This is a genomic window from Streptomyces sp. SID13666, from assembly GCF_010548325.1.
In the GTDB taxonomy this organism is placed as follows: domain Bacteria; phylum Actinomycetota; class Actinomycetes; order Streptomycetales; family Streptomycetaceae; genus Actinacidiphila; species Actinacidiphila fildesensis.
The window spans coordinates 526201-546185 of record NZ_JAAGLX010000001.1; the positions used below are offsets into that span (position 1 = coordinate 526201).

The 19985-nt window shown below is 70.9% G+C and carries 20 protein-coding genes and 1 pseudogene; 13 read left to right on the forward strand and 8 right to left on the reverse strand.

The annotated features are described in order from the left end of the window. Positions 1-8: 8 nt before the first annotated feature. Positions 9-500, reverse strand: a complete 492-nt coding sequence (locus G3I60_RS02610; protein ID WP_343240767.1) for a MarR family transcriptional regulator — start codon at positions 498-500, stop codon at positions 9-11. Between the two features lie 69 nt (positions 501-569). Here G3I60_RS02610 and G3I60_RS02615 point away from each other — a divergent pair, with 69 nt between their 5' ends. Then, entirely contained in the window at positions 570-788 is a 219-nt protein-coding gene (locus tag G3I60_RS02615; RefSeq protein WP_164292399.1) for a hypothetical protein, read from the forward strand. Positions 789-806: 18 nt separating this feature from the next. Beyond that, a complete protein-coding gene (locus G3I60_RS44430) occupies positions 807-1127 on the forward strand; it encodes a hypothetical protein (RefSeq protein WP_203671884.1) in 321 nt (106 codons plus the stop codon). A gap of 38 nt (positions 1128-1165) precedes the next feature. Here G3I60_RS44430 and G3I60_RS02625 read toward each other — a convergent pair whose 3' ends face one another. Then, positions 1166-1696, reverse strand: coding sequence for a GNAT family N-acetyltransferase (locus G3I60_RS02625; protein ID WP_164292398.1), 531 nt, complete (start codon positions 1694-1696; stop codon positions 1166-1168). A gap of 177 nt (positions 1697-1873) precedes the next feature. Here G3I60_RS02625 and G3I60_RS02630 point away from each other — a divergent pair, with 177 nt between their 5' ends. From G3I60_RS02630 to G3I60_RS02655, 6 genes are all read left to right on the forward strand, one after another. Then, positions 1874-3565 (forward strand): putative adhesin, encoded by a 1692-nt coding sequence (locus tag G3I60_RS02630; protein WP_164292397.1) that lies wholly within the window; start codon positions 1874-1876, stop codon positions 3563-3565. A 412-nt stretch (positions 3566-3977) separates the two neighbouring features. After that, positions 3978-5609, forward strand: coding sequence for an alpha/beta hydrolase (locus G3I60_RS02635; protein WP_164292396.1), 1632 nt, complete (start codon positions 3978-3980; stop codon positions 5607-5609). Between the two features lie 157 nt (positions 5610-5766). After that, entirely contained in the window at positions 5767-6447 is a 681-nt protein-coding gene (locus G3I60_RS02640; RefSeq protein ID WP_164292395.1) for a bifunctional 2-polyprenyl-6-hydroxyphenol methylase/3-demethylubiquinol 3-O-methyltransferase UbiG, read from the forward strand. A gap of 251 nt (positions 6448-6698) precedes the next feature. Then, a complete protein-coding gene (locus tag G3I60_RS02645; RefSeq protein WP_164292394.1) occupies positions 6699-7985 on the forward strand; it encodes a phosphatase PAP2 family protein in 1287 nt (428 codons plus the stop codon). A 173-nt stretch (positions 7986-8158) separates the two neighbouring features. Continuing rightward, positions 8159-8881, forward strand: coding sequence for a VOC family protein (locus G3I60_RS02650; protein ID WP_164292393.1), 723 nt, complete (start codon positions 8159-8161; stop codon positions 8879-8881). Positions 8882-9022: 141 nt separating this feature from the next. Beyond that, on the forward strand, positions 9023-9868 hold the full coding sequence (locus G3I60_RS02655) for an aminoglycoside phosphotransferase (protein ID WP_164292392.1): 846 nt from the start codon (positions 9023-9025) through the stop codon (positions 9866-9868). Here the strand turns inward: G3I60_RS02655 and G3I60_RS02660 are convergent. The 5 genes from G3I60_RS02660 to G3I60_RS02680 form a co-directional block, all read right to left on the reverse strand. Further along, on the reverse strand, positions 9859-10422 hold the full coding sequence (locus G3I60_RS02660) for a hypothetical protein (protein ID WP_203671890.1): 564 nt from the start codon (positions 10420-10422) through the stop codon (positions 9859-9861). The genes G3I60_RS02655 and G3I60_RS02660 overlap by 10 nt on opposite strands. Positions 10423-10543: 121 nt before the next feature. Then, positions 10544-12535 (reverse strand): HEAT repeat domain-containing protein, encoded by a 1992-nt coding sequence (locus G3I60_RS02665; protein WP_164292391.1) that lies wholly within the window; start codon positions 12533-12535, stop codon positions 10544-10546. Continuing rightward, the gene (locus tag G3I60_RS02670; protein ID WP_164292390.1) at positions 12532-12837 is read right to left on the reverse strand and encodes a hypothetical protein; all 306 of its coding nucleotides are present in this window, start codon (positions 12835-12837) and stop codon (positions 12532-12534) included. Before G3I60_RS02670 ends, G3I60_RS02665 begins: the two co-directional genes overlap by 4 nt. Before the next feature lie 124 nt (positions 12838-12961). Then, complete coding sequence (locus G3I60_RS02675; protein WP_164292389.1) at positions 12962-13789, reverse strand: MOSC N-terminal beta barrel domain-containing protein; 828 nt, start codon at positions 13787-13789, stop codon at positions 12962-12964. A gap of 167 nt (positions 13790-13956) precedes the next feature. Next, on the reverse strand, positions 13957-14580 hold the full coding sequence (locus tag G3I60_RS02680; RefSeq protein WP_164606453.1) for a TetR/AcrR family transcriptional regulator: 624 nt from the start codon (positions 14578-14580) through the stop codon (positions 13957-13959). Between the two features lie 76 nt (positions 14581-14656). Here G3I60_RS02680 and G3I60_RS02685 point away from each other — a divergent pair, with 76 nt between their 5' ends. Genes G3I60_RS02685 through G3I60_RS02695 form a run of 3 tightly spaced genes read left to right on the forward strand, consistent with a single transcriptional unit; the run spans position 14657 to position 16651 of the window. After that, positions 14657-15349, forward strand: a complete 693-nt coding sequence (locus tag G3I60_RS02685) for an NAD(P)-dependent oxidoreductase (protein ID WP_164292387.1) — start codon at positions 14657-14659, stop codon at positions 15347-15349. Beyond that, a complete protein-coding gene (locus tag G3I60_RS02690; protein WP_164292386.1) occupies positions 15346-15771 on the forward strand; it encodes a TIGR03618 family F420-dependent PPOX class oxidoreductase in 426 nt (141 codons plus the stop codon). The genes G3I60_RS02685 and G3I60_RS02690 overlap by 4 nt, the downstream gene beginning before the upstream one ends. 7 nt (positions 15772-15778) lie before the next feature. Then, the gene (locus G3I60_RS02695; protein ID WP_164292385.1) at positions 15779-16651 is read left to right on the forward strand and encodes a haloalkane dehalogenase; all 873 of its coding nucleotides are present in this window, start codon (positions 15779-15781) and stop codon (positions 16649-16651) included. A gap of 100 nt (positions 16652-16751) precedes the next feature. On the opposite strand, the pseudogene G3I60_RS02700 reads toward G3I60_RS02695, so the two are convergent. Then, positions 16752-17837: pseudogene (locus G3I60_RS02700) on the reverse strand (DUF5937 family protein). Positions 17838-17936: 99 nt separating this feature from the next. Here G3I60_RS02700 and G3I60_RS02705 point away from each other — a divergent pair. Then, positions 17937-19154 (forward strand): MFS transporter, encoded by a 1218-nt coding sequence (locus tag G3I60_RS02705; protein WP_164292384.1) that lies wholly within the window; start codon positions 17937-17939, stop codon positions 19152-19154. Positions 19155-19355: 201 nt separating this feature from the next. Next, positions 19356-19934: a dihydrofolate reductase family protein gene (locus tag G3I60_RS02710; RefSeq protein WP_164292383.1), complete on the forward strand. Its 579-nt coding sequence runs from the start codon at positions 19356-19358 to the stop codon at positions 19932-19934. Positions 19935-19985: the final 51 nt, after the last annotated feature.

The following is a 19985-nucleotide window of genomic DNA, read 5'->3' on the forward strand; positions in this document are numbered from 1 at the left end:
TGTTGTCGTCACAGTCGGTCGTGGATGGTGACCAGCTCCCGCAGTACGTCGGTCGCGGTGCCAAGGGCGGCGGTGCCGTGGTGGGCGAGTGCGGTGTCGAGGGCCTGGGTCAGGGCGGCCTGGCGCTCCTGGTGCAGAAGGCGGCCGCTGTCGGTGAGGGCGACCGTGACCGATCGCTTGTCGCCCGCGGGGCGTTCGCGAGTGACGTAGCCGGCTGCGGCGAGGCCGTTGACCAGTTGCGTGGCGGCGGCCCCGGTGGTCTCGGTGGCGGCGGCCAGCCGGCCGACCGGCAGCGGCCCCTGATCGGCGAGGACGCGCAGGGCTCGCGCATGGGTGAGGGAGAGCGCGCCGGGGGTGCGCGTGGCGCGACCGCGCAGTCGGGAGTCGGCGGCACTGAGGCCGTAGGCGGCGCTGGCGAGCTGGTCAAGGGCCTGGTGGTTCGGCGCCGTCCCGCCCAGCTCGCCGACGCCCGCCGGGCCTGGGTCGTGTCGTCGCGGCACCGGCCGCTGCATCACCGGGACGGCGCACCGCGGGGCGTTTGAACAGGAAAAAGTGGGAACACGTCATTCATGGCGAATCCTGACGACGAAACGAAGACGCCCCACGCTCCCGGCTCCCAGCCGAGCACGCGCCCGGGCTCCGATGAACCGCAGACGATCACGGCGCCGACGCCGCCTGTCGCGCGGACCAGTGATCCTCCGGATCAGGCGGACCTGGCCGACGAGGGGGACGAGTCGGAACGGTCCCGCGCCGACGAGGCGCCGGGGACGACGTCCGAGGACGACTGAGGGGACCGCATCCCCGAGGTGGCCGGCGGAGCCGGCCCGACGCCGGGGACCGTACTGATCGAGCGTCGGCCCGCCGTAGCTGTGGATATCCCGAGGCAGCAGGCGGGCCGTCGCTCGTGCGGTGAGGCCTATCGCGATCCCGGACGCCGCTCGTCAGCTCGGACCGGAGGCCGTCGCCTTGTCGCCGGCCGTGGCGTCGTCGAATGGATCGAGGGAGATGCGGCCTGGGCGATCATCGACCGGATCTCGACGAAGTACACCGGTGCGCCGTACTCCCGAGGACAGGAGCGCGTCGTGGCCGTGATCGAGCCCGAGCGGCAGACCGTCGGTGTCGGCTGAACCGGGGCAGGCGGTCGTGGCCGCGCGCTCGCCCGTCGCTATCGTGCGACGGGTGACGTGTCGCTCGCGTGGAGAGGGCGGACCAACACGCGGGTGGTGCTGCCGTCGTCCTCGGTGACGTCCCGGACATGCTTGAAGCCGATTCTGTCCAGCAGGGTCAGTGAGGCCTTGTTGGTCGCGGCTACGGTGGCGTGAACCCTGGTCAGTCCGAGGGTGCCGAAGCCGTAGGCGGTGATCGCTTCCGCCAGTTCGGTTCCCAGGCCTGACCCCCAGGCCGCCGGCGCCAGAGCGTAGATGATCTCGTGGCCTCCGGAAACCTCGGTCGGCTTGATCTCGGCATGCCCGACCAGGAGCCCGTTCCGACGGACGGCCCAGACATCGAACAACTCCTGGGCATAGACCTTCGTGAAGATCCGCCCGAACAGGGCCCGGTCCGCCGCTTCGGAGGCGGGGCCGTCACCCATCCACTGCGACACCCTGGTGTCCTGGAACAGTGCGACGAAGCCCTCTTCGTCCTCGGGGACATACGGTTCCAGGAGCAGTCGCTCGGTGCGCAGCGTAGGGGTCACGGGCGGCGACGCTACCCACGCGACACCCGGTCGGCAAACCACTTTCGCCGGACGGCCCGTACCCGGGCGGAGCTGGTCAATTGGCTCCAACTCCCGTACGTTGTGGGCTGGTTCGCGTACATTGCTCCGTGGGGGCCCGCTCGGCGGGCCGGTAGTCACAAACCGGGGGAGTAGCAGGTGACCACCTTCATCATGGGCCACGGGAATTACAGCGAGCCCGACACTTTCGTCCCGACCGGCAGCAGAATCGGCATCTACGCAGAGGTCAACACCCTGCTGGCCATCACCATCGGCATGGCGGTCCTGTCCACACAAGGGGGCTTCGAGCCGCCGACCACCTTCGACGCGACGGCCGGGAAGACCTCGAAGGTCCACAACTACCGGATCGGTCCGCTCACCCATCCCGAGTACCAGCGGATGCGCACCGTCGACTCCTCGAAGAACACGATCATCTACATCGGCTTCACCGAGGGGTTCGGGAACGAGACCCAGCTCTGCACGGACCTCAAGGGCTGCACGGGCGGCCGGCATCAGTGTGACGGCATCCTGGGCCGGGTCCATGACACCGACATCCGGCTCGCCTTCTGCGTGGGGAAGGCGAGCGAGTCGGGGCAGAGCAAGATGACGACCACGTTCCCGGCGACCGACACCTACGCGGAGCCGAACGCCCACCTGGCGCGCTACATCGACGAGGCCAAGGTCTGGTTCGAGCGGATGACGAAGTCCCCGGACGTGGCGATCCCCGCGTTCCACAAGCTCGCCTCCACCGCCCCGGGCGCCCGCGAGGCGTCGTTCATCCTGGCCTCCTCCAAGAAGCTGGAGTCCCTGCTGATCCTGCACGACGCCCGCCAGTACCGCGGCTCGCTGAGCGCGTGGGACTTCCTCAACTATCTGTACGGTCTGACGGAGAAGTCGCGCGCGAGGGTGACCAAGCGACTGCGGACGGAACCCGCTCCGGCCGCCGTTCCCGCGCCCGTGACCGCGCTGGACCGCTTCGTCGCCTCCTACTTCACCGCCGGCACGGCCGAGCGCCGCGCCGGCTGGGCGGCCCTCACCTCGCAGGAGCGGGCGCAGGCCACCGGGAACCACCTGCTCAAGTTCTGGTCGACCCACATCGTGCCCGTCATCGACGTGTACCAGCAGGGCTGGGACTCCCACGATCAGCCGGTCGGCTGGTTCACGGGCGCTTCCTACCGGTCTCCGCTCACCGAATTCGGCGAGGCGGAGGCCCAGCTCTCCCCGAGCTATGTGGACTCCTTCAACGCCTGCATGGCGTTCGGTCACACCGCCGGCCCGGCGGCCTGCCTGGCGCTGTGGAAGCGCCTCGAGGGCAACCCGGACGCCCAGCGGCTGCTGGGCATCATGACCAGGACGAAGGACCCGGCGGCCTGGAAGGCGCAGGTCACACCCGATACCGAGGCGGACCCGCTGGCCGCCTGGCTGGCCGACCACCGCGCCGCCGAGCTGGCCGTCGTGCGCCGGGCGCAGCGGACCGCGGTCGAGGCGGCGCCGAAGGCCGCAGTCGTGGCGAGTTCGTCGTCCTCGGAGAGTGAGGACATCTTCGCGACCGATCCCTTCGCGGACTTCTGGGACGACCCGGACACGGACAACTGGCGGGCCTGCAGGGACTGGAGCAAGGAGAAACCGGTCCAGGTCATCGAACTCGCCGGCCAGTTCAAGTTCGCCGAACGGGCCACGGCCCTGGCGGCCGCGTTCGCCGCCGCCGTGTGGGGCACCTTCTCGGTGGAGGAACTGGGCTTCTCAGGGGGCACCCTCCAGCTGACGGCCGGTGCCATCGACCTCGGTGCATTCAGGACCTACCTCGCGCGGCCGGAGATGACGCGTCTGACCACCATCACGGTGCGGTAGCCAGCCCGGCGGCGCGCGCCCTTCGATGGGCTGGGCCGTGCGCCAGGGTGCGGTCCCGGCGGACCGCACCCTGGCCGGTCCCCGCACGGGCGGCACACCGCCGCCACGGTCGACACCGCGGGGCGAGGCGCTGGAACGGCACAGGCCTTTCCCGCCGACCACCCCATTCCCGGCGTGATGGTCACCGCCGAGCCCGGTTGGACCGCCAAGGTGACCACCACTCATCTCAAGACGCCGATACCGGTGTGAGGTGAACGCCGGCCCAGGCCACCGGACTGGGCCGGCGTTGTGCCGCGGAGTCCAGGGTCACCTGCCGGGGGATGTCCCGATCAACGGCGGTGGGGTTGGCACCAGGTGCGGCCGGGAGCTGGCCGGAGTGAGCCGGCGACCGGCTCGGCCTAGCGTCGTGTGCATGGGACTTGTGAACAATCCGCGCACAGTGACGGCGACCCTTGCTGCCGCGTTCGTGCTGGCGGCGGGTACGCCGGCGTCAGCGTCGGCCCCACCCGCCGCCGTCTCGCACCCCCCGGCCGCCGCCCCGACGACCGCCGCCGGACTCGACCGCTACGAACACCAGTCGTTGGCCTGGAAGAGCTGTGTCCTCGGCCCCGACGACGCCACCGGCAAGGAGCTGGAGAAGGCCGGGGCCCGCTGCGCGGACGTCATCGTGCCACTCGACTACGCCGATCCCGGCGGCTGTACGATCACCGTCGCCGTCTCGCGGATCAAGGCCACCGACACCGCTCACCGCATCGGCTCCCTGCTGCTCAACACGGGCGGCCCCGGCGGACAGGACATCGGCGACCCGCCCTGGGTGCACGACGCGATGAAGGACGTGGGCGGTCGCTACGACATCGTGGGCATGGATCCCCGGTTCGTCGGCCGCAGCACTCCGCTGGACTGCGGATGGCCCACCGGCAGCCCCTTCCGCTGGGCAGGTTCGGACCGCGCCGGGTTCGACCGCGTGACGGCGTTCCAACGGGACCTGGCCGACCGCTGCCGGACGACGAACGCGGACGTGCTGCCGTACATCACCACCCGCAACACCGCCCGCGACATGGACGTCGTCCGTGGCGCCCTCGGCGAGCGCCGCGTCTCCTATCTCGGCTACTCGTACGGCAGTTACCTCGGCGAGGTCTACTCGACGATGTTCCCCGGCCGCACCGACCGGATGATCCTCGACGGCGTGATCGACCCGTCCCGGTACGGCCCCCGGCTGCTGGTCGGCACCGAGACCGCCAACGAGACGGCGCTGAGCCACTGGGCCGCATGGGCCGCCGAGCACGATTCCGCATACGGCCTGGGCACGACCCGTGACGCCGTCCTGGGCACGATCGACCGCATCCAGCGCACCGCCACCGAGCGGCCCCTGGTGATCGGTGGCGGGTCCTCGGTGTCCTATCAGCTCGACGAACACATTGTGCCGTTCGTCGTCTTCAACGGTCTGTCGGACGATACGGAGCAGGCGCGGCGGTCGTTCGCCTCCTCGATCCGCACCCTGGAGCAGGCGGCGGAAGGGCGACGGGCCGAGCCCGACGCCGACTTCGCGGAGGCGCTGGATTTCCTGCTGAAGGGAGGCGACGAGGCATCGGCCTACGGCAGCGTGCAGACCGCGATCCTCTGCGGTGACGTGGCAGCCCCGCGCAACCCGGAGGTCTACTGGCGTGACGTCCAGCGCAGCCGTGAGCTCCACCCGCTGGTGGGGCCGTTCACGAACGACATCAGCCCCTGCGCCTTCTGGGACCGGCCACGCGAACGCCCCACCGTCGTACGCCACGACCTTCCCGCGCTGATGGTCAACGCCACGGGCGACCCCCGTACGCCCTATGCCGGCGCCACGGCGATGCATCGCGCGTGGCCCAGTTCGCGCCTGGTCACCGTCGACGGTGCCGACCGGCACGGTATCTACGGCGCGTACGGCAACACCTGCGCCGACAACACGGTCAACGTCTACCTGCGCACCGGAAGGCTGCCCGCCGCGGATGTCACCTGCCCGACCACCGGGCCCACCGCTGGGACCCGGCAACCGCGCGCGGGAGGATGAGGCCGCCGCCGCGCCGCTCGGCAGGGTCGAGGAGCGGCGCGGCGGTTCACGGTGATCGATGTGGTCCCGGGCCGAGGGATCCACGGGGGCGCCCGGAATTTTGCCGGGGCGGCAACAGGAGTGGCGTGAGCGGGACGCAAGGGGCGACGGTGGGCGCATGACCGACGACATCGCAACAGGTTCGCCCGCGTCCGACGCTCCCGCACCCGCCGACGGGTATGCCGGGGACCCCGCGGTACGGGAGGAGTGGGACAGCCGGTACGCCGACCGGCAGCAGTTGTGGAGCGGCCGGCCCAACGGTGCGCTCGTGGCCGAGGCCGCCGATCTCACACCCGGGCGGGTCCTCGACGTCGGCTGCGGCGAGGGAGCCGACGCGCTCTGGCTCGCACGCGGCGGCTGGGACGTGACCGCGCTCGAAGTCTCGAGCGTGGCGCTGGAGCGGGCGGCCGGCCACGCCCGGGACGCCGGTCTCGCCGTCCGCTGGGTGCACGCCGAACTGGCGCACGCGGCCCTCCCACCGGGCTCCTTCGACCTGGTCTCCGCCCAGTACCCCGCCCTGCTGCGCACCCCCGACGCCGCGGCCGAGCGAGCGATGCTCGCGGCCGTCGCGCCCGGCGGCGTGCTGCTGCTCGTGCACCACGCGGGCATGGACACCCAGCACCCGGACGACAGCGGCTTCGACCCGGCCGACTACGTCTGGCCCCAGATGGTCGCTGCCCTGCTCGACGACGACTGGGAGGTGGAGGTGGATGAGCAGCGGCCGCGCCTCGCACCCGACGGCGGTGCCGGTGCGCACCACACCGACGACCTGGTGCTGCGCGCACGCCGACTGCGCTGAGACCACTTGGCCCACCTTCGCTTCATCCGCGACCGGTGAAACCCACCCGCACCCGCTCCGATAGGATGATCGACCGCGCGACGATCACCCTGATCGCCCGTTCATTCACCAGAAAGCCATACCGACCAGCACAAAGAGCGTCTTTATTTACATCTAACAAATCGGCCAAACAATTGATATCTATAGCATCGCGCATGTTTTCACGAATTAACTCCAGAATTGCGTTCGCCGCATGGCGCCAACCGCGGGTGATGCTGTGGGCCGCGGTGAGTGTGGCGGCCCTCGCGTTCCTCATCGCGCTGGAGATCACCGCGCGCCGCTACGGCCTGCGGGGGCCGATCACCAACCAGGTGCAGGAGTTGATATTCGGCCCCAAATCGGGGCCGCTGCTGTACGCCGGCATGGCGTTGATGATGCTGGTGCTCACCTGGCGGCAACGGTTCATCGCGCTCGGTGCCGCGCTCGGCATCGACGTCGTCTTCTTCCTGGTGCGGTGGACGGCCGACTCCAGGCTGACCTTCGGCAACGGCGCGTTGTGGGTGCTTTTGAGCTATGGGGTCATCGCTGTCACGCGTCGCACCGGCCGGGAACGTGTCCTGCTGCTGAAGGGCGTCGGGCTGGGCCTGCTGCTGGTGACCGGCCGCAAGACCGGCGATGCCTGGCTACTCATCACGTCGAAGACCCGCCCGATGGTGCTCGACCAGTACGTGGCGACCGCCGATCGCGCGCTGGGCAATCCGTCGTGGCTGATGGGCCGGATCGTCAGGGCCAGCGGCCCGATCGGCACCCATCTTCTCGACGCCGTCTACATTCAGCTCGCGGTGGCCGCTGTCCTCGTCGCGCTGTACCAGCTGCGCCATGTGGCGACCGAGCGCCGCTTCCCGCGCCATCATCTGGTGCGCACCTTCCTCGTCATCGGCCTGCTCGGGCCGGCCATCTACATGCTCTTCCCGGTCGTCGGACCGATCTACGCCTACGGCGTCGGCATCGGCGCCGGCGGCGGCGAGCACTGGGCGCTGGCCAACCTGTGGCCGAACACACTGCCGCCGATCGCCGCCCCGCACCCGGTGCTCTTCGACGCGGTCACCCCCCGCAACTGCATGCCCAGCCTGCACACAGCGTGGGCCACCGCGATCTTCATTCATTCCCGCAAGGGCCCGCGCTCTCTGCGTTACGCGGGCACGTTCTGGCTGATCGCCACGCTCTGCGCGACGCTGGGATTCGGTTATCACTACGGTGCGGATCTCGTTGCCGGCGTGGTGTTCGCCTTCACGATCGAGGCAGGGCTGCGCGCGCACGACCGTGGCTGGGAACGGTCAGGAATACGGCTGGTCGCTCACGGCGCAGCGGTCTTCGCCGGGCTCCTGGTGGCGTATCGCTATCTGCCGATGGAAATGGCCGAACACGCGTGGCTGTCCGGACCGCTTCTTCTTCTCGCGATGGCGTCGGTGGTGCACGGCTACCTGCGGACCACCAAGCTGTGGGATCTGAAGGCCGCACCGGTGCAGCAACCGGAACCGCAACCCGTCCTGGTTTGAGCCGTTTCGCACGAGGGTGCGGGCTGACCGCGTTCAGCATCCCGGCTGCACCAGGGCGTGCGGGCGAAAACCTGGATGCGGGTGACGTGGGGTCGCCCATAGGCTCCCGTTCGAGGGGCTGACAAAGGCGCCCTGTCGACAGCGGTCGGTCAGTGATCGGAGATGCGCAGGGTATGACGTGTCAACTGTTCGCGGTCTGTTTCGATGCGAGCGAGCCGCTGCGGCTCGCGAGGTTCTGGTCCGGGGTCCTGGGCTGGGAGATGGTCGACGATCCACACGACGGCATCATGCTCCTGCCCAGTGATGACACCGGGTTCCGCATCCGTTTCCTGCCGAGTCAGGATCGGAAGGCCGGCCAGAACCGGATGCACTTCGATCTGACCAGTACATCCCTGGAGGACCAGCAGCAGACGGTGACCAGGTCGCTCGGTCTTGGCGCACGGCACATCGACATCGGCCAGACCCCGGAGGACGGTCACGTGGTACTCGCCGACCCCGAAGGCAACGAGTTCTGCGTCATCGAGCCGGGCAACAAGTTCCTCGCCGACTGCGGATTCATCGGTGCCCTGGCCTGCGACGGTTCGCAGGAAGTCGGGTACTTCTGGAGCGAAGCGCTGGGATGGCCGCTGGTCTGGGACCAGGACCAGGAGACCGCGATCCGCTCACCGCACGGTGGCCCGAAGATCACCTGGGGCGGCCCACCAGTGGCTCCCAGAACAGGCAGGAACCGCCTGCACTTCGACCTCGCTCCATCCACCGACGGCGATCGGCAGACAGAGGTCGACCAGCTGCTCTCCCACGGCGCGACCCGAACCGACACCGGCCAGGGCGAGCTCGGCGCGGTGGCGATGACCGATCCCGACGGCAACGAGTTCTGCGTACTGACGCCCCGGTAACGCGGCCAGGGGCCGGCAGAGCGCTTTGCTGAGGCACACCCGCTCTCGCCTGCCGTGCAGAAGTCCAGCCGCCGGTGCGAAGGCCACGGGTGGGCGAAAAGAAGGTGCGCCGGGCGGGTCGGTGTCGGCAGGATGCGCGGCGTGACCGAGCAGTTGAGCAACGCACTCCCGTCCGCGTCCGTCCTTGAGGCCTTCGGGGTGAGGGGCAGCCCGGTCCCGCTGGCCGGTGGGCAAGGGCGAAGCGTTCTCGTCGGTGGGTTTGTGTTCAAGCCTGCTGAGGGGCCTGAGGACGAGACCGAGTGGGCGGCTTCCCTGCTCGAGGGGCTGGCAGCAGGCAGTGGTTTCCGCGTCCCGCGGCCGCTGCGGGCGGCTGATGGGCGAAGTGTCGTGGACGGCTGGACCGCCGGCGAGTTCCTGACCGGAGAGCCTGGTCCGCGGGGACACTGGGCCGGGGTGATCAGTGCCGGCCGTTCCTTCCATGCCGCTTTGCGAAACCTGCCCCGGCCCGAGTTCCTCGACCGGCGGGCCCATCCCTGGGCTGTGGCCGACCGGGTCGCGTGGGGCGAACAGGACAGCGACGTGATCGATGACCTCTCCGCGGCGTATTCGACGCTGCTGGAGCTGAGGCGGCCGGTGCAGCAGGAGGCAGCTCAGCTCATTCACGGCGATCTCACCGGGAATGTGCTTTTCGCGGCAGACGACGTGCCTGTAGTCATCGACTTTTCGCCGTACTGGCGGCCACCGGTGTTCGCCGAGGCCATCGTGATCGCAGACGGTCTGCTGTGGTTCGATCTTCCGTCGGATCTGCTGACGAGTGTCAGTGATCATCCGGCCTGGCAGCAGATGCTGATTCGTGCACTGATCTTCAGGCTCGTCGCGCACAGCGAGAGCGTGGGACCGTCGGGACGGGCTCAGCCGGGTGAGTCGGAGCGGTACAGGAGGGCAACCGACGTTGTGGTGACGACGTTGGCGTCGCTTCAGGGGTAGTTCGCTCCTGGGTGATCTCCAGCCGGCGGGACCACTGCCTGAGGTGGCTTGGGCCAGGGACAGGCCGGATCTTCGGTGATCTTCACCTGCTGGGGGTTGTCTCTGGGGAAGGTCCAGATGTGGCCCAGGGTGCTGGTGGCGGTCACTGTGGTTGCGTCCAGCGTGACTTCGGTGAACGGGTTGGAGTCGCAGGAGACCGCGATCCATTGCAGAGTGTGGTCGTCGTCGTCCCGGGTCAGGGCGACCCAGCCGATGCTGCCGTGGGCCGATGATTCCCCTGCCAGGGCGCGGCTTCCAGCGTGGACGCAGGTGGCGAAGGTCGTATCGACGTCGATCCAGGTACTGGGGGTCCACGCGGTGGCCCGTAGAACTTCCCACCACTGCCAGTCCTCGGCCCGCCGGTCATGGAGCCGGTCGGCGGGGGAGAACCGCATGAGATTCATGACCGACAGGGATCCGTCGCCGAACATGATGAAGTCCCCGTCAGGCGCCTCCCGGGCGCGCCAGCGGTCCCGCACGAGGACGGCCTTGGGTGCCGTATAGGGGAAGCTCACACCCGCCATCATGACATCGAGGAACGGTGCGAACAGGGGGACGCATGGGTCAGATCAGAGCCTCCGCCCGGTCCTCTGTACGGGCGGGTGGGCGCCGTGGCTCGTGCCGTGTCAGGCGGTGTCAGGCGGCGCCAGGTCCGGAGATGGCGTGGAGTGCGGCGCGCGCCGCGTCGCACAGTTCGTCGTCCTCCGGGACGGAGCGCCAGGTTCCCTGTCTGACGGGGCGCTCGTCGGCGTCGAGGAACGCCCGCAGGACGGGCTCCGCCGGGGCGGCGTCGGCGCCGATCTCGGCCAGCAGCTTCACGGTCTCGACGACCGCCCGATGAACGCCGCCCCGCTCGGTGAACGGTGCGATCGCCCGGACCAGGACAGGGACCACCTCGTCGGTTCGCCCGGTGATCCGCCACAGCGCCTCGCCGACACGCAGCGGTAGCCAGCCCTCCTGGTGCACGGTGAGGAGTTCGCGCAGCCGCCCGACGTACGCGGCGCCCGGCGTGCCCAGTTCCGCCAGCAGAACGGCGGCGTTGTCCTGGTCGTACGGCTCGCCCAACTGCGGGACCAGCAGCGCCAGCGCGGGCTCCCGGTCGCCGGTCAGCCGCCCGTACGCGAGCGCCAGGCTGCGCGGCGCGAACGGCTGGTCCGTGGGCGGGGTGTCGAGCAGGGCGCGCAGCCGCTCGCGGGGCACGGCGCGGGCCGCGGCCGGTCCGATCGCGGCGAGTGCGTCCAAAGCCCACACCACGGCGTGGGTGTCCAGGAGGCCCAGCAGTTCCGGGAGGGCGGGGGCGGCCGCGGCGCCCCAGGACTCCAGCAAGCGGCAGAGCTCGCGGCGTTCGTCGAGGGTGGATGCGGCGGCGAGCCGGGCCCGCAGCGGGGGCAGCAGTGCGTCGGCGTGGGCGCTGAGCCCTGCGGCGACCTCGTTGAGGCTCAGCTCGTACGTCCACCAGCCGTCGGCGTGGGACGCGTGGTACGCGAACCCGAGCTGCGCTTGGGCCAGCCGCCGCACCAGCGGTGGTACGCACCGGGCGTCACCGAGCCGGGACAGGGCCCAGATCGCGTGGGACCGGGCGGGCAGGTACGGCTCGCCCTCGTCCGTCACCATGGCCGCCAGCGCGTCCGACCAGGGACGGGCGGCGTGCCCGCACATGCCGAGGACCCGGGCGGCGAAGAGCCGGTTGTCGGGCTCGGGGTCGGACAGTGAACGGGCCACAGCCGGTAGCAACTCCGCGACGGCGGAGCGCCGACGGCTGAGCGCCTGGGCGGCCGCCTGCAGCGCGCCCGCGCGCACGGAGGGGTCGGGGTGGCCCATCAGTCTCTGGATTGCGTCGGCCAGGGCCGCCCGGTCCTCTCCCAGCAGGCCGACGGCCCAGACGACCGTGGGCTTGGCCGCGCCGCGTCCCGGCCGCCACGTCTCCGGTTCGCTGCCGGACAGCACGTTGGACACTGTCTGTGCGTACACGGAGTCGTCCTGCCCCGGAAGCGCGCGGCGCAAGGCCTGCACGGCTGCGAGGCGTACGGAGGGCTCGGCGCCGTCCATGAGTTCCCGCAGCCAGCCGATCGAGGCGCCGCGCTGTTCGCGAGCATGGGCGATCAACGAGCCGACCGAGTCGACGAGTTGGATCCTCGTTTGTGGGTCGGACTCCACGGCCCACCGGGTCCGCAGCCCCGCGGTCACCTCGTCGGCCCGGTGGTGGGCCTGCGCGAGGGCGTCAGCGACGGCGGTACGGTGCACCGCCAGCGGACCGTCCAGCAGCGGCAACAGGTCCGTCACCGCCAGGTCCCACGCGGCGGGCCAGGCCGAGGTGACGAAGCGGGGTGCTGCGGTGTTCGCCGCGTCGGCCAGCGCCCCGACGAGGTCCAGGAGCTCCTGGCGGACGTCCGCGTCGATGGCCGGGTCGACGGCGGCCGCGATGACGTACCCAAGAGCGGCCGGAGCCGAGGAATGGACCGCGCCGCCCTGATGGTGGACGTGCGTGAGCAGATCGTCGGCAGCGGCCGCGGCCTTCTCCGGCCGGTGGAGATCCCGCAGCATGCCGGGCACGTCCTCGGCGGCACCGTAGGCGTGCCTCAGCGCCGCCCAGTCGACGTCGTCGAGCCGCGCGAGCGCGTCGCTCATCGGTAGCTCTCCTCGACCTGCTCCGCGATCGCGAAGACGGCGATCTCCTCGGCGTACCGCGTGCGGCGGTCGTCGTCCGCCGCCGAGGCGATGAGGCCCGCCATCAGGACGGCCCCTTGCGGCTCCCCGGGGGAGCGGCCGGTCGCGATGGCCGCCAGGTACGGGAGGGCGAGGAAGCTGTCGTCGTAGACGGATTCCTGGTGACACAGGTCGTCCCACAGGTCGCTCCAGACCTGTCCGTCCTCCTCACCGCCCAGGCGGGCGAAGGCGGCGGCCAGGTTGTCGGAGGGTCTCACGCTCATGCCACCGGATTGTTCCGGACACCGGTCCCGTGCCGGAGAGCGGCCCCGGCGAACGGGCGGATCCCGGTGGCCGGTTCGCGACGGTCCCACCGGCGGGCCTCCGGCCGGCGATCCGATGCCCGGTTCACAGCTCCGATGCCCCCCAGGAGGTGACGTGCACCTCGTCGCCGGTGGACAGATTTCCGGGTCGCAGTACGGCGTACTTGGTGCCGAAGGCGACGCCGCCCTCGGCGGCCCGGCGGTAGGTGGCCAGGGTGCGCAGTGGCTCGGGGCCCGCCTTGGTGCCGGCCTGCTGGTCGACCATGGTGACGGCGCACCGGATGGCGAGCTTGGCGTAGCCGAGTTCGCTGTCGCCGATAGTGATGCGGTGGGCGCGGTCCTCGGTGTGGGGGGTGTCCCAGCCGTCGACGACGATGTTCGGGCGGAAGCGGTCCATGGGGAGGGGCGGGCTGCCGTGTTCGCCCAGCCGCTCGTTCAGCAGATCCACGGTGGACCGGGAAAGGACGTGGACGGCGCAGCTGTCGGCGTAGCCGGAGGTGCCGGGTGTCCGGCCGTCGGTGACGCGGTGGTGGTCGGCCGGAACGCGCACCAGGCGGCTCGGGGTGCCGAGAACGTCGGACAGCCATGCGGCGGCTTCGGTTCCCTGGTCGATACCCCTGAACGGAGCCCCGAACAGCGTGACGTCCCGAGGACGGCCGGAGGTGTCGACGTCGATGCCCGTCGGGTCCGCGCCCGGGGCGTGCAGGGTGAGCCGCTCTCCGCCGTCGCTGAGCTCGGGGCGGATCACTGCCAGTCGCGGGTTGCGCCGCTGGCTGCGGAAGACTCCGTCCTCGCCGGTGACCATGAAACTGCGGTCATGCGCGAGGCCCGCGGGGGTCAGCACCGCGGTGTGCGTCGGCATGGGGGCGCAGCCCTTGACGGGGTAGGACAACAGCTGCGCGACCCTGGCCACACGCTCTCCCTTGTGCTGTGTTCATGCCGTACCACTGGGGACCGTATGGACAGGTGTGACTCGTCGGCAATGGAAATACGCGCCTGCGGCAGGCCCGGCCGACGGCCCTCAGCCATCCGGCGTTCCGTCGAAGAGCCGGAGACCGTGGAGCCGCGGAGGGGTTCGCGCTAGCCCCGGTGGGCTGCTCTCGTGGCTGCCGCGGTGCGCGCCCTCGGCGTCAGTGCGGCGCGCAGCGCCGGGGTGAGGATGTGGCGGGCCTCGGCGGGGGTGAGGGCGGGGGGCGTGGGGAGGGGGTTGAGGTAGCGGGTGTAGATGAGGCCGCCGAGGATCGTCACCACGGCCATGGCACGGGCGGTCGCGTCCCGGCCGCCGAGAAATTCAACAAGCCGGGCCAGCAGTTCCTGTTCCAGATATTCGCGGATCACCTCGGAGGCCTCGTCGCCCTGGGCGGTGAGCCGGCGGAAGTCGGCGTCCTCCCACAGGTCCGTCACCGCGTCGATCAAGCGGTCGGGGAGGGTCGCCGGGTCGCCGAGGAGGACATCGTCCACTGCCAGTGCGTTGGCGCACTGGAACTGCATCACGTCTGCGAACAGGCCCTTCTTCGACCCGAAGTGGTACGCGATGAGTGCCGGGTCGACCCCGGCGGCGCCGGCCACCGCGCGCAGGGTGGTGCGCCGGTAGCCGCGCTCCAGGAACAGCGCGCGGGCCGCCACGACGATCGACTCGCGGGTCGGCGGGTTGCCACGCGGGCGGCCGCGCGTGCGGGCTGGGGCGGGGGCGGTGTTATTCATCAGCGTTGAGCTTGCGTTTCATGATCGGCACAGTCAAGGGCGTTCCGGAAACCACACGGAGGGATGACCCGACATCATGCGTATCGCAGTCTTCGGCGCCAATGGACCGACCGGCCGCCACCTCACCGAACAAGCCCTGGCAACCGGCCACGAGGTCGTCGCCGTGACCCGTCGCCCCGGCTCCATCGCCGCGCGGCCAGGACTGACCGTAGCCGTCGCCGACGCCACCGACCCGGCGGCCGTCGACGCCGCGATCGGCGGGACGGACGCCGTCCTGTCCGCGCTGGGCGCACGCTTCAGCAAGGAGGCCATCACCACGTACTCCGCGAGCGCCACCGTCATCACCGAGGCCATGGACCGGCACGGCGTCAAGCGGCTGCTCACTGTCAGCTCCAGCATCGCCGACCCCAACTGGCGTCCCACCGGAGCGCACTTCTTCAACCACGTGCTCGACCCGCTGGTGAACCGACGCCTCGGCCGCACCCTCCACGAGGACATGCGCCGGATGGAGGCCGTGATTCGTGGGACGGGCCTGGACTGGACCCTCGTGCGGCCGTCCGGCCTCTTCGAGCACCCCGTCGTCACGGATTTCCACACCGCCGAGACCAGCGCCGACGGCGTCTTCACCGCCCGTGCCGACCTCGCCGCGAGCATGCTGCGCGAAATGGAGGAGCGACGGTACGTCCGTGCGGCCATGGGTGTCATCACCACGGCTGTGCAGCCGAACATCGCCAAGCTGATCTGGAAGGAGGGAGTGAAGAAGAAGTGAGCCGGGCCGTTGAACTCCCGGCCATCACACGGGCGTTCTTCGCCCGTCCCCACACGGCCACCTTCACCACCCTCCGCCCCGACGGCACCCCGCACGTCACGCCCGTCCGCTTCACCTTCGACGCGACCACCGGTCTGGCCCGGGTGACCACCCGGGCGGGAGCCCGCAAGTCCCGGAACGTGGCGGCGGGCGGCCCGGCGGCCCGGGTCGCGCTCTGCCAGGCGGACGGATTCGACTGGGTCACCCTCGAAGGCCGGGCCACCGTCACGGACGAACCCGCGCGCCTGGCCGAGGCGGTCCGCCGCTACACCGTCCGCTACGGGGCGGCACCGCCCGCCCCGTTGGACCTGGCCGTCGTCGAGATCGCCGTCGACCGCGTCCTGAGCCTCAACCTTCCCCTCCCCGTACTGAAAGCGAAGTGACCCCGAGATGCCCACCATCCCCGTCCTTGATTCCACCGTCCACTACCGGGAGTCCGGCGACCCCGACGGGCTGCCGTTCGTCTTCCTCCACGGCAACCCCACCTCCTCCCACCTGTGGCGGAACGTTCTGCCGGGTGTGGCCGCGCCCGGCCGCCGCCTGCTGGCCCCCGACCTCATCGGCATGGGCGACTCCGGCAAGCCCGACCTCGCCTACTCCTTCGACGACCACGCCCGCTACCTCGACGCCTGGTTCGACGCCCTCGGCCTCACCGAGGCGGTCCTCGTCGGCCACGACTGGGGCGGCGCGCTCGCCTTCGACCGTGCCGCCCGCCTGCCGAGCGCCGTCCGCGGTCTAGCCTTCACCGAGACGATCATCAAACCGCTGGTCGGCGACGAATTCCCGGCGGCCGGGCGGGAGTTGTTCACCCTCCTGCGCACCCCCGGCGTGGGGGAGGAGATGATCCTGGAGAAGTCACTGTTCATCGAGGGACTCCCGGGCACGCTCGCCACCCCGCTCGACCCTGCCGACCTCGATGTCTACCGACGCCCTTTCCCGACCCCGCACAGCCGCCGCCCGGTTCTGGCGTGGACGCGCATGATGCCGCTGGACGGCGAGCCCGCCGACGTCGTGGCCCGCATCGAGCACTACGACGCCTGGCTGGCCGCCAGCCCCGACGTCCCCAAGCTGCTCGCCGCGTTCGAGCCGGGCCCGGGCGCGATGACCGACCAAGGGGCCGTGGCCTGGTGCGAGCAGAACATCGCGGGCCTGGAGGTCTCCCGCCTCGGCCTGGCCGGCCACCACTCCCCGGAGGACCGCCCCGAGGAGTTGGCCGCGGCGATCGGCGCCTGGGCGGACCGCCACCGGCTGGCCCGCCCGTAGGGTCCCCCCGGGTTCCCGATCACGACGGTGCCGATCGTCCCGGTGCCGATCGTCCCGGGGCCGACCATCCCGGTGCCGACCGGGCGGCCGCCGACGGGTGTCAGCGCAGTACGGCCGCCAGCAGGTCGGCGCCCAGCGCGGTCAGATCGGGCAGATTGAGGGTGTAGCGGACGTAGCGACCGTGCCGCCGGGCTGTGAGCAGGCCCGCGCGGCGCAGGACAGCGAGGTGGCGGGAGACCTCCGGGGGTGAGAGTTCCCAGGCGTGGGCCAGCTCACCGGTGGTGTGCGGGCCGCGGGCCAGGGTACGCAGCAGCCGCAGCCGTACCGGATGTGCGAGTGCCTCCAGCCGCAGTGTGACCGTTTCCAGGGATACCGGCTCCGAGGGGCTCGGCTCGGCCACGGGGTACTGCACCACCGGCTGCCACCCGGGCGCGTGGACCGCCACCAGGTGCGGGCGGCCGAAGACGCTGGGGATGAAGGTGACCCCGGTGCCGTGGGCGGCGGTCGCCTTGTCCTGCAGCTTGTCCACGATGATGCAGTCGCCGTCCGGTGCCACGGTGACCGAGCCGGAGACCGATGCGAGTGCCACCCCGATGCCCTGGCGCTTCAGCAGGTCGTTCTTGATGCGCAGGTCGGTGGCGAGCCGCACGGCGACGTCCGTCCAAGCGGCGTCGAAGAAGGCCTCGGCGCACTGTTCGAGGGTGTGGCGGACCCGCGCCCGCACAGCGGCCGGGTCCGCGAGCAGCCGTTCCGCGAAAGCCTCTTGCAGCGCGCCGCGGGCCTGGGCGACGTCCAGGGCCCGCTCGCGGGCGGCGGCATCGGTGAGGGGCGACGGCGTGCCGAAGTGGACCCGGTTGCTGCCGCAGGTGGTGACGAGTGCTGCCCGCACATACGTTTCGTCGTCGATCCGGTCCACGTCGTCCAACTCCTCGGCGAGGGTCGGCCGAGGACGGGCGGGGATCAGGAAGTCGGCCTACGAGGAACGCCAGAGGAACTCCGCCTCGCGCAACCGCTCGGCCAGTTCCGGCCGCAGCCCGGCCCAGACCTCGCCGGCCCAGCCGGCGAGCTGCGGGTGGTGTCCGGGTTCGGCCAGCACGTGCAGCATCGCGGTCAGCTCGGCCAGCGGGGAGGCGGCGAACCGCAGTCGCTCGGCCGGCAGGCCGCTGATGTCGATCCTCAAGGTCACCCCCTCATCATCACCGACCGGAAGGGCGACGACGGCGTCGGTTGACGGTGTCCGTCAACCGGCGTTCCCGGCCCGGCGGCCGAACGCACCGTTGACGCCATGGCAATCATCACCAAGATCCAGCCCGGTGCCCTCGTCCGGGCCTCCGGAGGTCCCCGCTATGCCGTCGCCCTGGCCGTGGACGCGCTCGGCACCGGCCTGCTGCGGCCCTTTCTGCTGCTCTACGGGGTGACGGTGCTGAGGCTGTCCGCGCCGGCCACCGGCATCGCCATGACGGTCGGGGTCGTCGTGGGCCTGGTGTGCATGCCCGCGGTGGGCCGGTGGCTGGACCGGGGCGCACGCAGCACGGTCGTGGCGGCGTCGATGCTGGTGCGGGTGGTGGGCGTGGCGCTGCTGCTGGCCACCCCGGCAGGGCACGTCGGGCTGTTCGCGACGGCGGCCCTCTTCCTCGGTATCGGGAACCAGGCATGGCCGGCCGCCCACGCGGCTCTCGTGGCCACGGTCGCCCACGGCCGGGAACGCGACACCGCTCTCGCGGCAGGCCGCGCCCTGCGCAACGCCGGCCTGGGCGCCGGCGCGCTCCTTGCCACCGCCTGCCTGGCGGGCGGCACCACCGCATTGCAGGCGCTGGCCGCCGTCACCGGGCTCGCCTATCTCACCGCGGCGGCCCTGGCATGGTCGGTCCATCTGCACGCGGACCCGGCCGCTACCCCGGCCACGGAAGGGGGCGGCGGGCCCGCACCACGGATGCGCGCGCTGCTGGCCGCCAACGTGATCTACGCCTTCTGCCTCAACATCCCCGAAATCGCGCTCCCGCTGGTACTGGTAACACAGCTGCACGCATCCCCGATGTGGTCGGCAGCCATCTTCGTGGCCAACACGGTGCTGGTGGTCACCCTGCAGGTTCCGGTCACCGTGCTGATGTCCCGCTTCTCCCGGCGTACGGTGCTGGCTCTCGCCGGCGGGGTACTCACCGCGTCCTACCTCGGCTTCCTCGCGGCCACCTCACTGGGAGACGGCTGGGCCGCCCCGGCCGTCGCCACGGTGTCCGTGGCCTGCACCATCGGCGAGATCCTCTATGCCGGCAGTGCCACCGCGCTCGTCACCGTCCTCGCCCCGGCCCACGTCCTGGGACGCTCACTCGCCCGCTTCCAGCTCTCCACGGGCTTCGGCCTCGCCGTCTCCCCGGCGGTCATCACCACTCTCGCACCCCACGGCTCGGCCGCCCTCTGGGGCAGCCTCGCCGCTGCGACGCTCCTCTCGGCCGGCGCCGTGGCCGGCGAGGAGGATCAAGGAACGCGGCTCAGCGGCTCATGAGAGCGGTGTGCTCGTCCAGCAGGGGCTCTCGGGTGGCGGCCGGGACGGCCGAGGAGCGCATGGGCGTGCTGGTGTCCGCCGAACGGAGGACCGGGCCGAGTGTCCTGCTGGGCCCGGGGAACAGTCGCAGGGCGATGAGTTTCGCAGCGATTGCCGGTCTTTATCCCCAGCACGCCATCAACCACACTCGAGGAGCGCATCATGACCGCCACCTACACATTCGACGTCTTTTCCAGCCTCGACGGCTTCGGCGGCGCCAGCGGCAACTGGACCGGCTACTGGGGCAAGCAAGGCCCCGAGCTCCTCGACCACCGCCTCGCTCTGTACGCCGAGGAGCAGCGGATGGTCATGGGAGCCAACACGTATCGGGCGTTCGCGGAGATGCTGGCCGCGAGCACCGAGGACTCCGATGTGCGTGACGCCTGGGTCACCCGGATGAGGAGCCTGCCGGCAACGGTGGTCTCCACCACGCTGGAAGGACCCCTCGACTGGCCGGATGCGAAGGTCGTGAGCGGCGATGCCGTCGACGTCGTCGCCCGGCTCAAGGAGGAGTCCGAGGTACCGCTGCGCTCGCACGGCAGCCTGTCGATGAACCGGGCGCTGATGGCCGCCGGTCTGGTCGACCGCGTCCAGGTGACCCTCTTCCCTGTGATCACCGGTCGGAACGGTCTGGCCCCGGTCTTCCAGGGCGCCGCAGACTTCGACCTCGAGTTGATCGAGAGCCGCACCCTCGACGGCCGCATCCAGGAGCTCGTCTACCGGCCCACCCTGCATGTCTGAGCCGACCCATGCACTTCACCCCGGCAAGCAGCCGACCTGACCCGAGCCCCG

Coding starts and splice junctions, on each gene's coding strand:
- G3I60_RS02705 (WP_164292384.1), top strand. CDS start 17,937: ATGGCAATCATCACCAAGATCCAGCCCGGTGCCCTCGTCCGGGCCTCC.
- G3I60_RS02665 (WP_164292391.1), bottom strand. CDS start 12,535: ATGAGCGACGCGCTCGCGCGGCTCGACGACGTCGACTGGGCGGCGCTG.
- G3I60_RS02640 (WP_164292395.1), top strand. CDS start 5,767: ATGACCGACGACATCGCAACAGGTTCGCCCGCGTCCGACGCTCCCGCA.
- G3I60_RS02680 (WP_164606453.1), bottom strand. CDS start 14,580: ATGAATAACACCGCCCCCGCCCCAGCCCGCACGCGCGGCCGCCCGCGT.
- G3I60_RS02710 (WP_164292383.1), top strand. CDS start 19,356: ATGACCGCCACCTACACATTCGACGTCTTTTCCAGCCTCGACGGCTTC.
- G3I60_RS02670 (WP_164292390.1), bottom strand. CDS start 12,837: ATGAGCGTGAGACCCTCCGACAACCTGGCCGCCGCCTTCGCCCGCCTG.
- G3I60_RS02615 (WP_164292399.1), top strand. CDS start 570: ATGGCGAATCCTGACGACGAAACGAAGACGCCCCACGCTCCCGGCTCC.
- G3I60_RS02635 (WP_164292396.1), top strand. CDS start 3,978: ATGGGACTTGTGAACAATCCGCGCACAGTGACGGCGACCCTTGCTGCC.
- G3I60_RS02645 (WP_164292394.1), top strand. CDS start 6,699: ATGCTGTGGGCCGCGGTGAGTGTGGCGGCCCTCGCGTTCCTCATCGCG.
- G3I60_RS02685 (WP_164292387.1), top strand. CDS start 14,657: ATGCGTATCGCAGTCTTCGGCGCCAATGGACCGACCGGCCGCCACCTC.
- G3I60_RS02695 (WP_164292385.1), top strand. CDS start 15,779: ATGCCCACCATCCCCGTCCTTGATTCCACCGTCCACTACCGGGAGTCC.
- G3I60_RS02650 (WP_164292393.1), top strand. CDS start 8,159: ATGACGTGTCAACTGTTCGCGGTCTGTTTCGATGCGAGCGAGCCGCTG.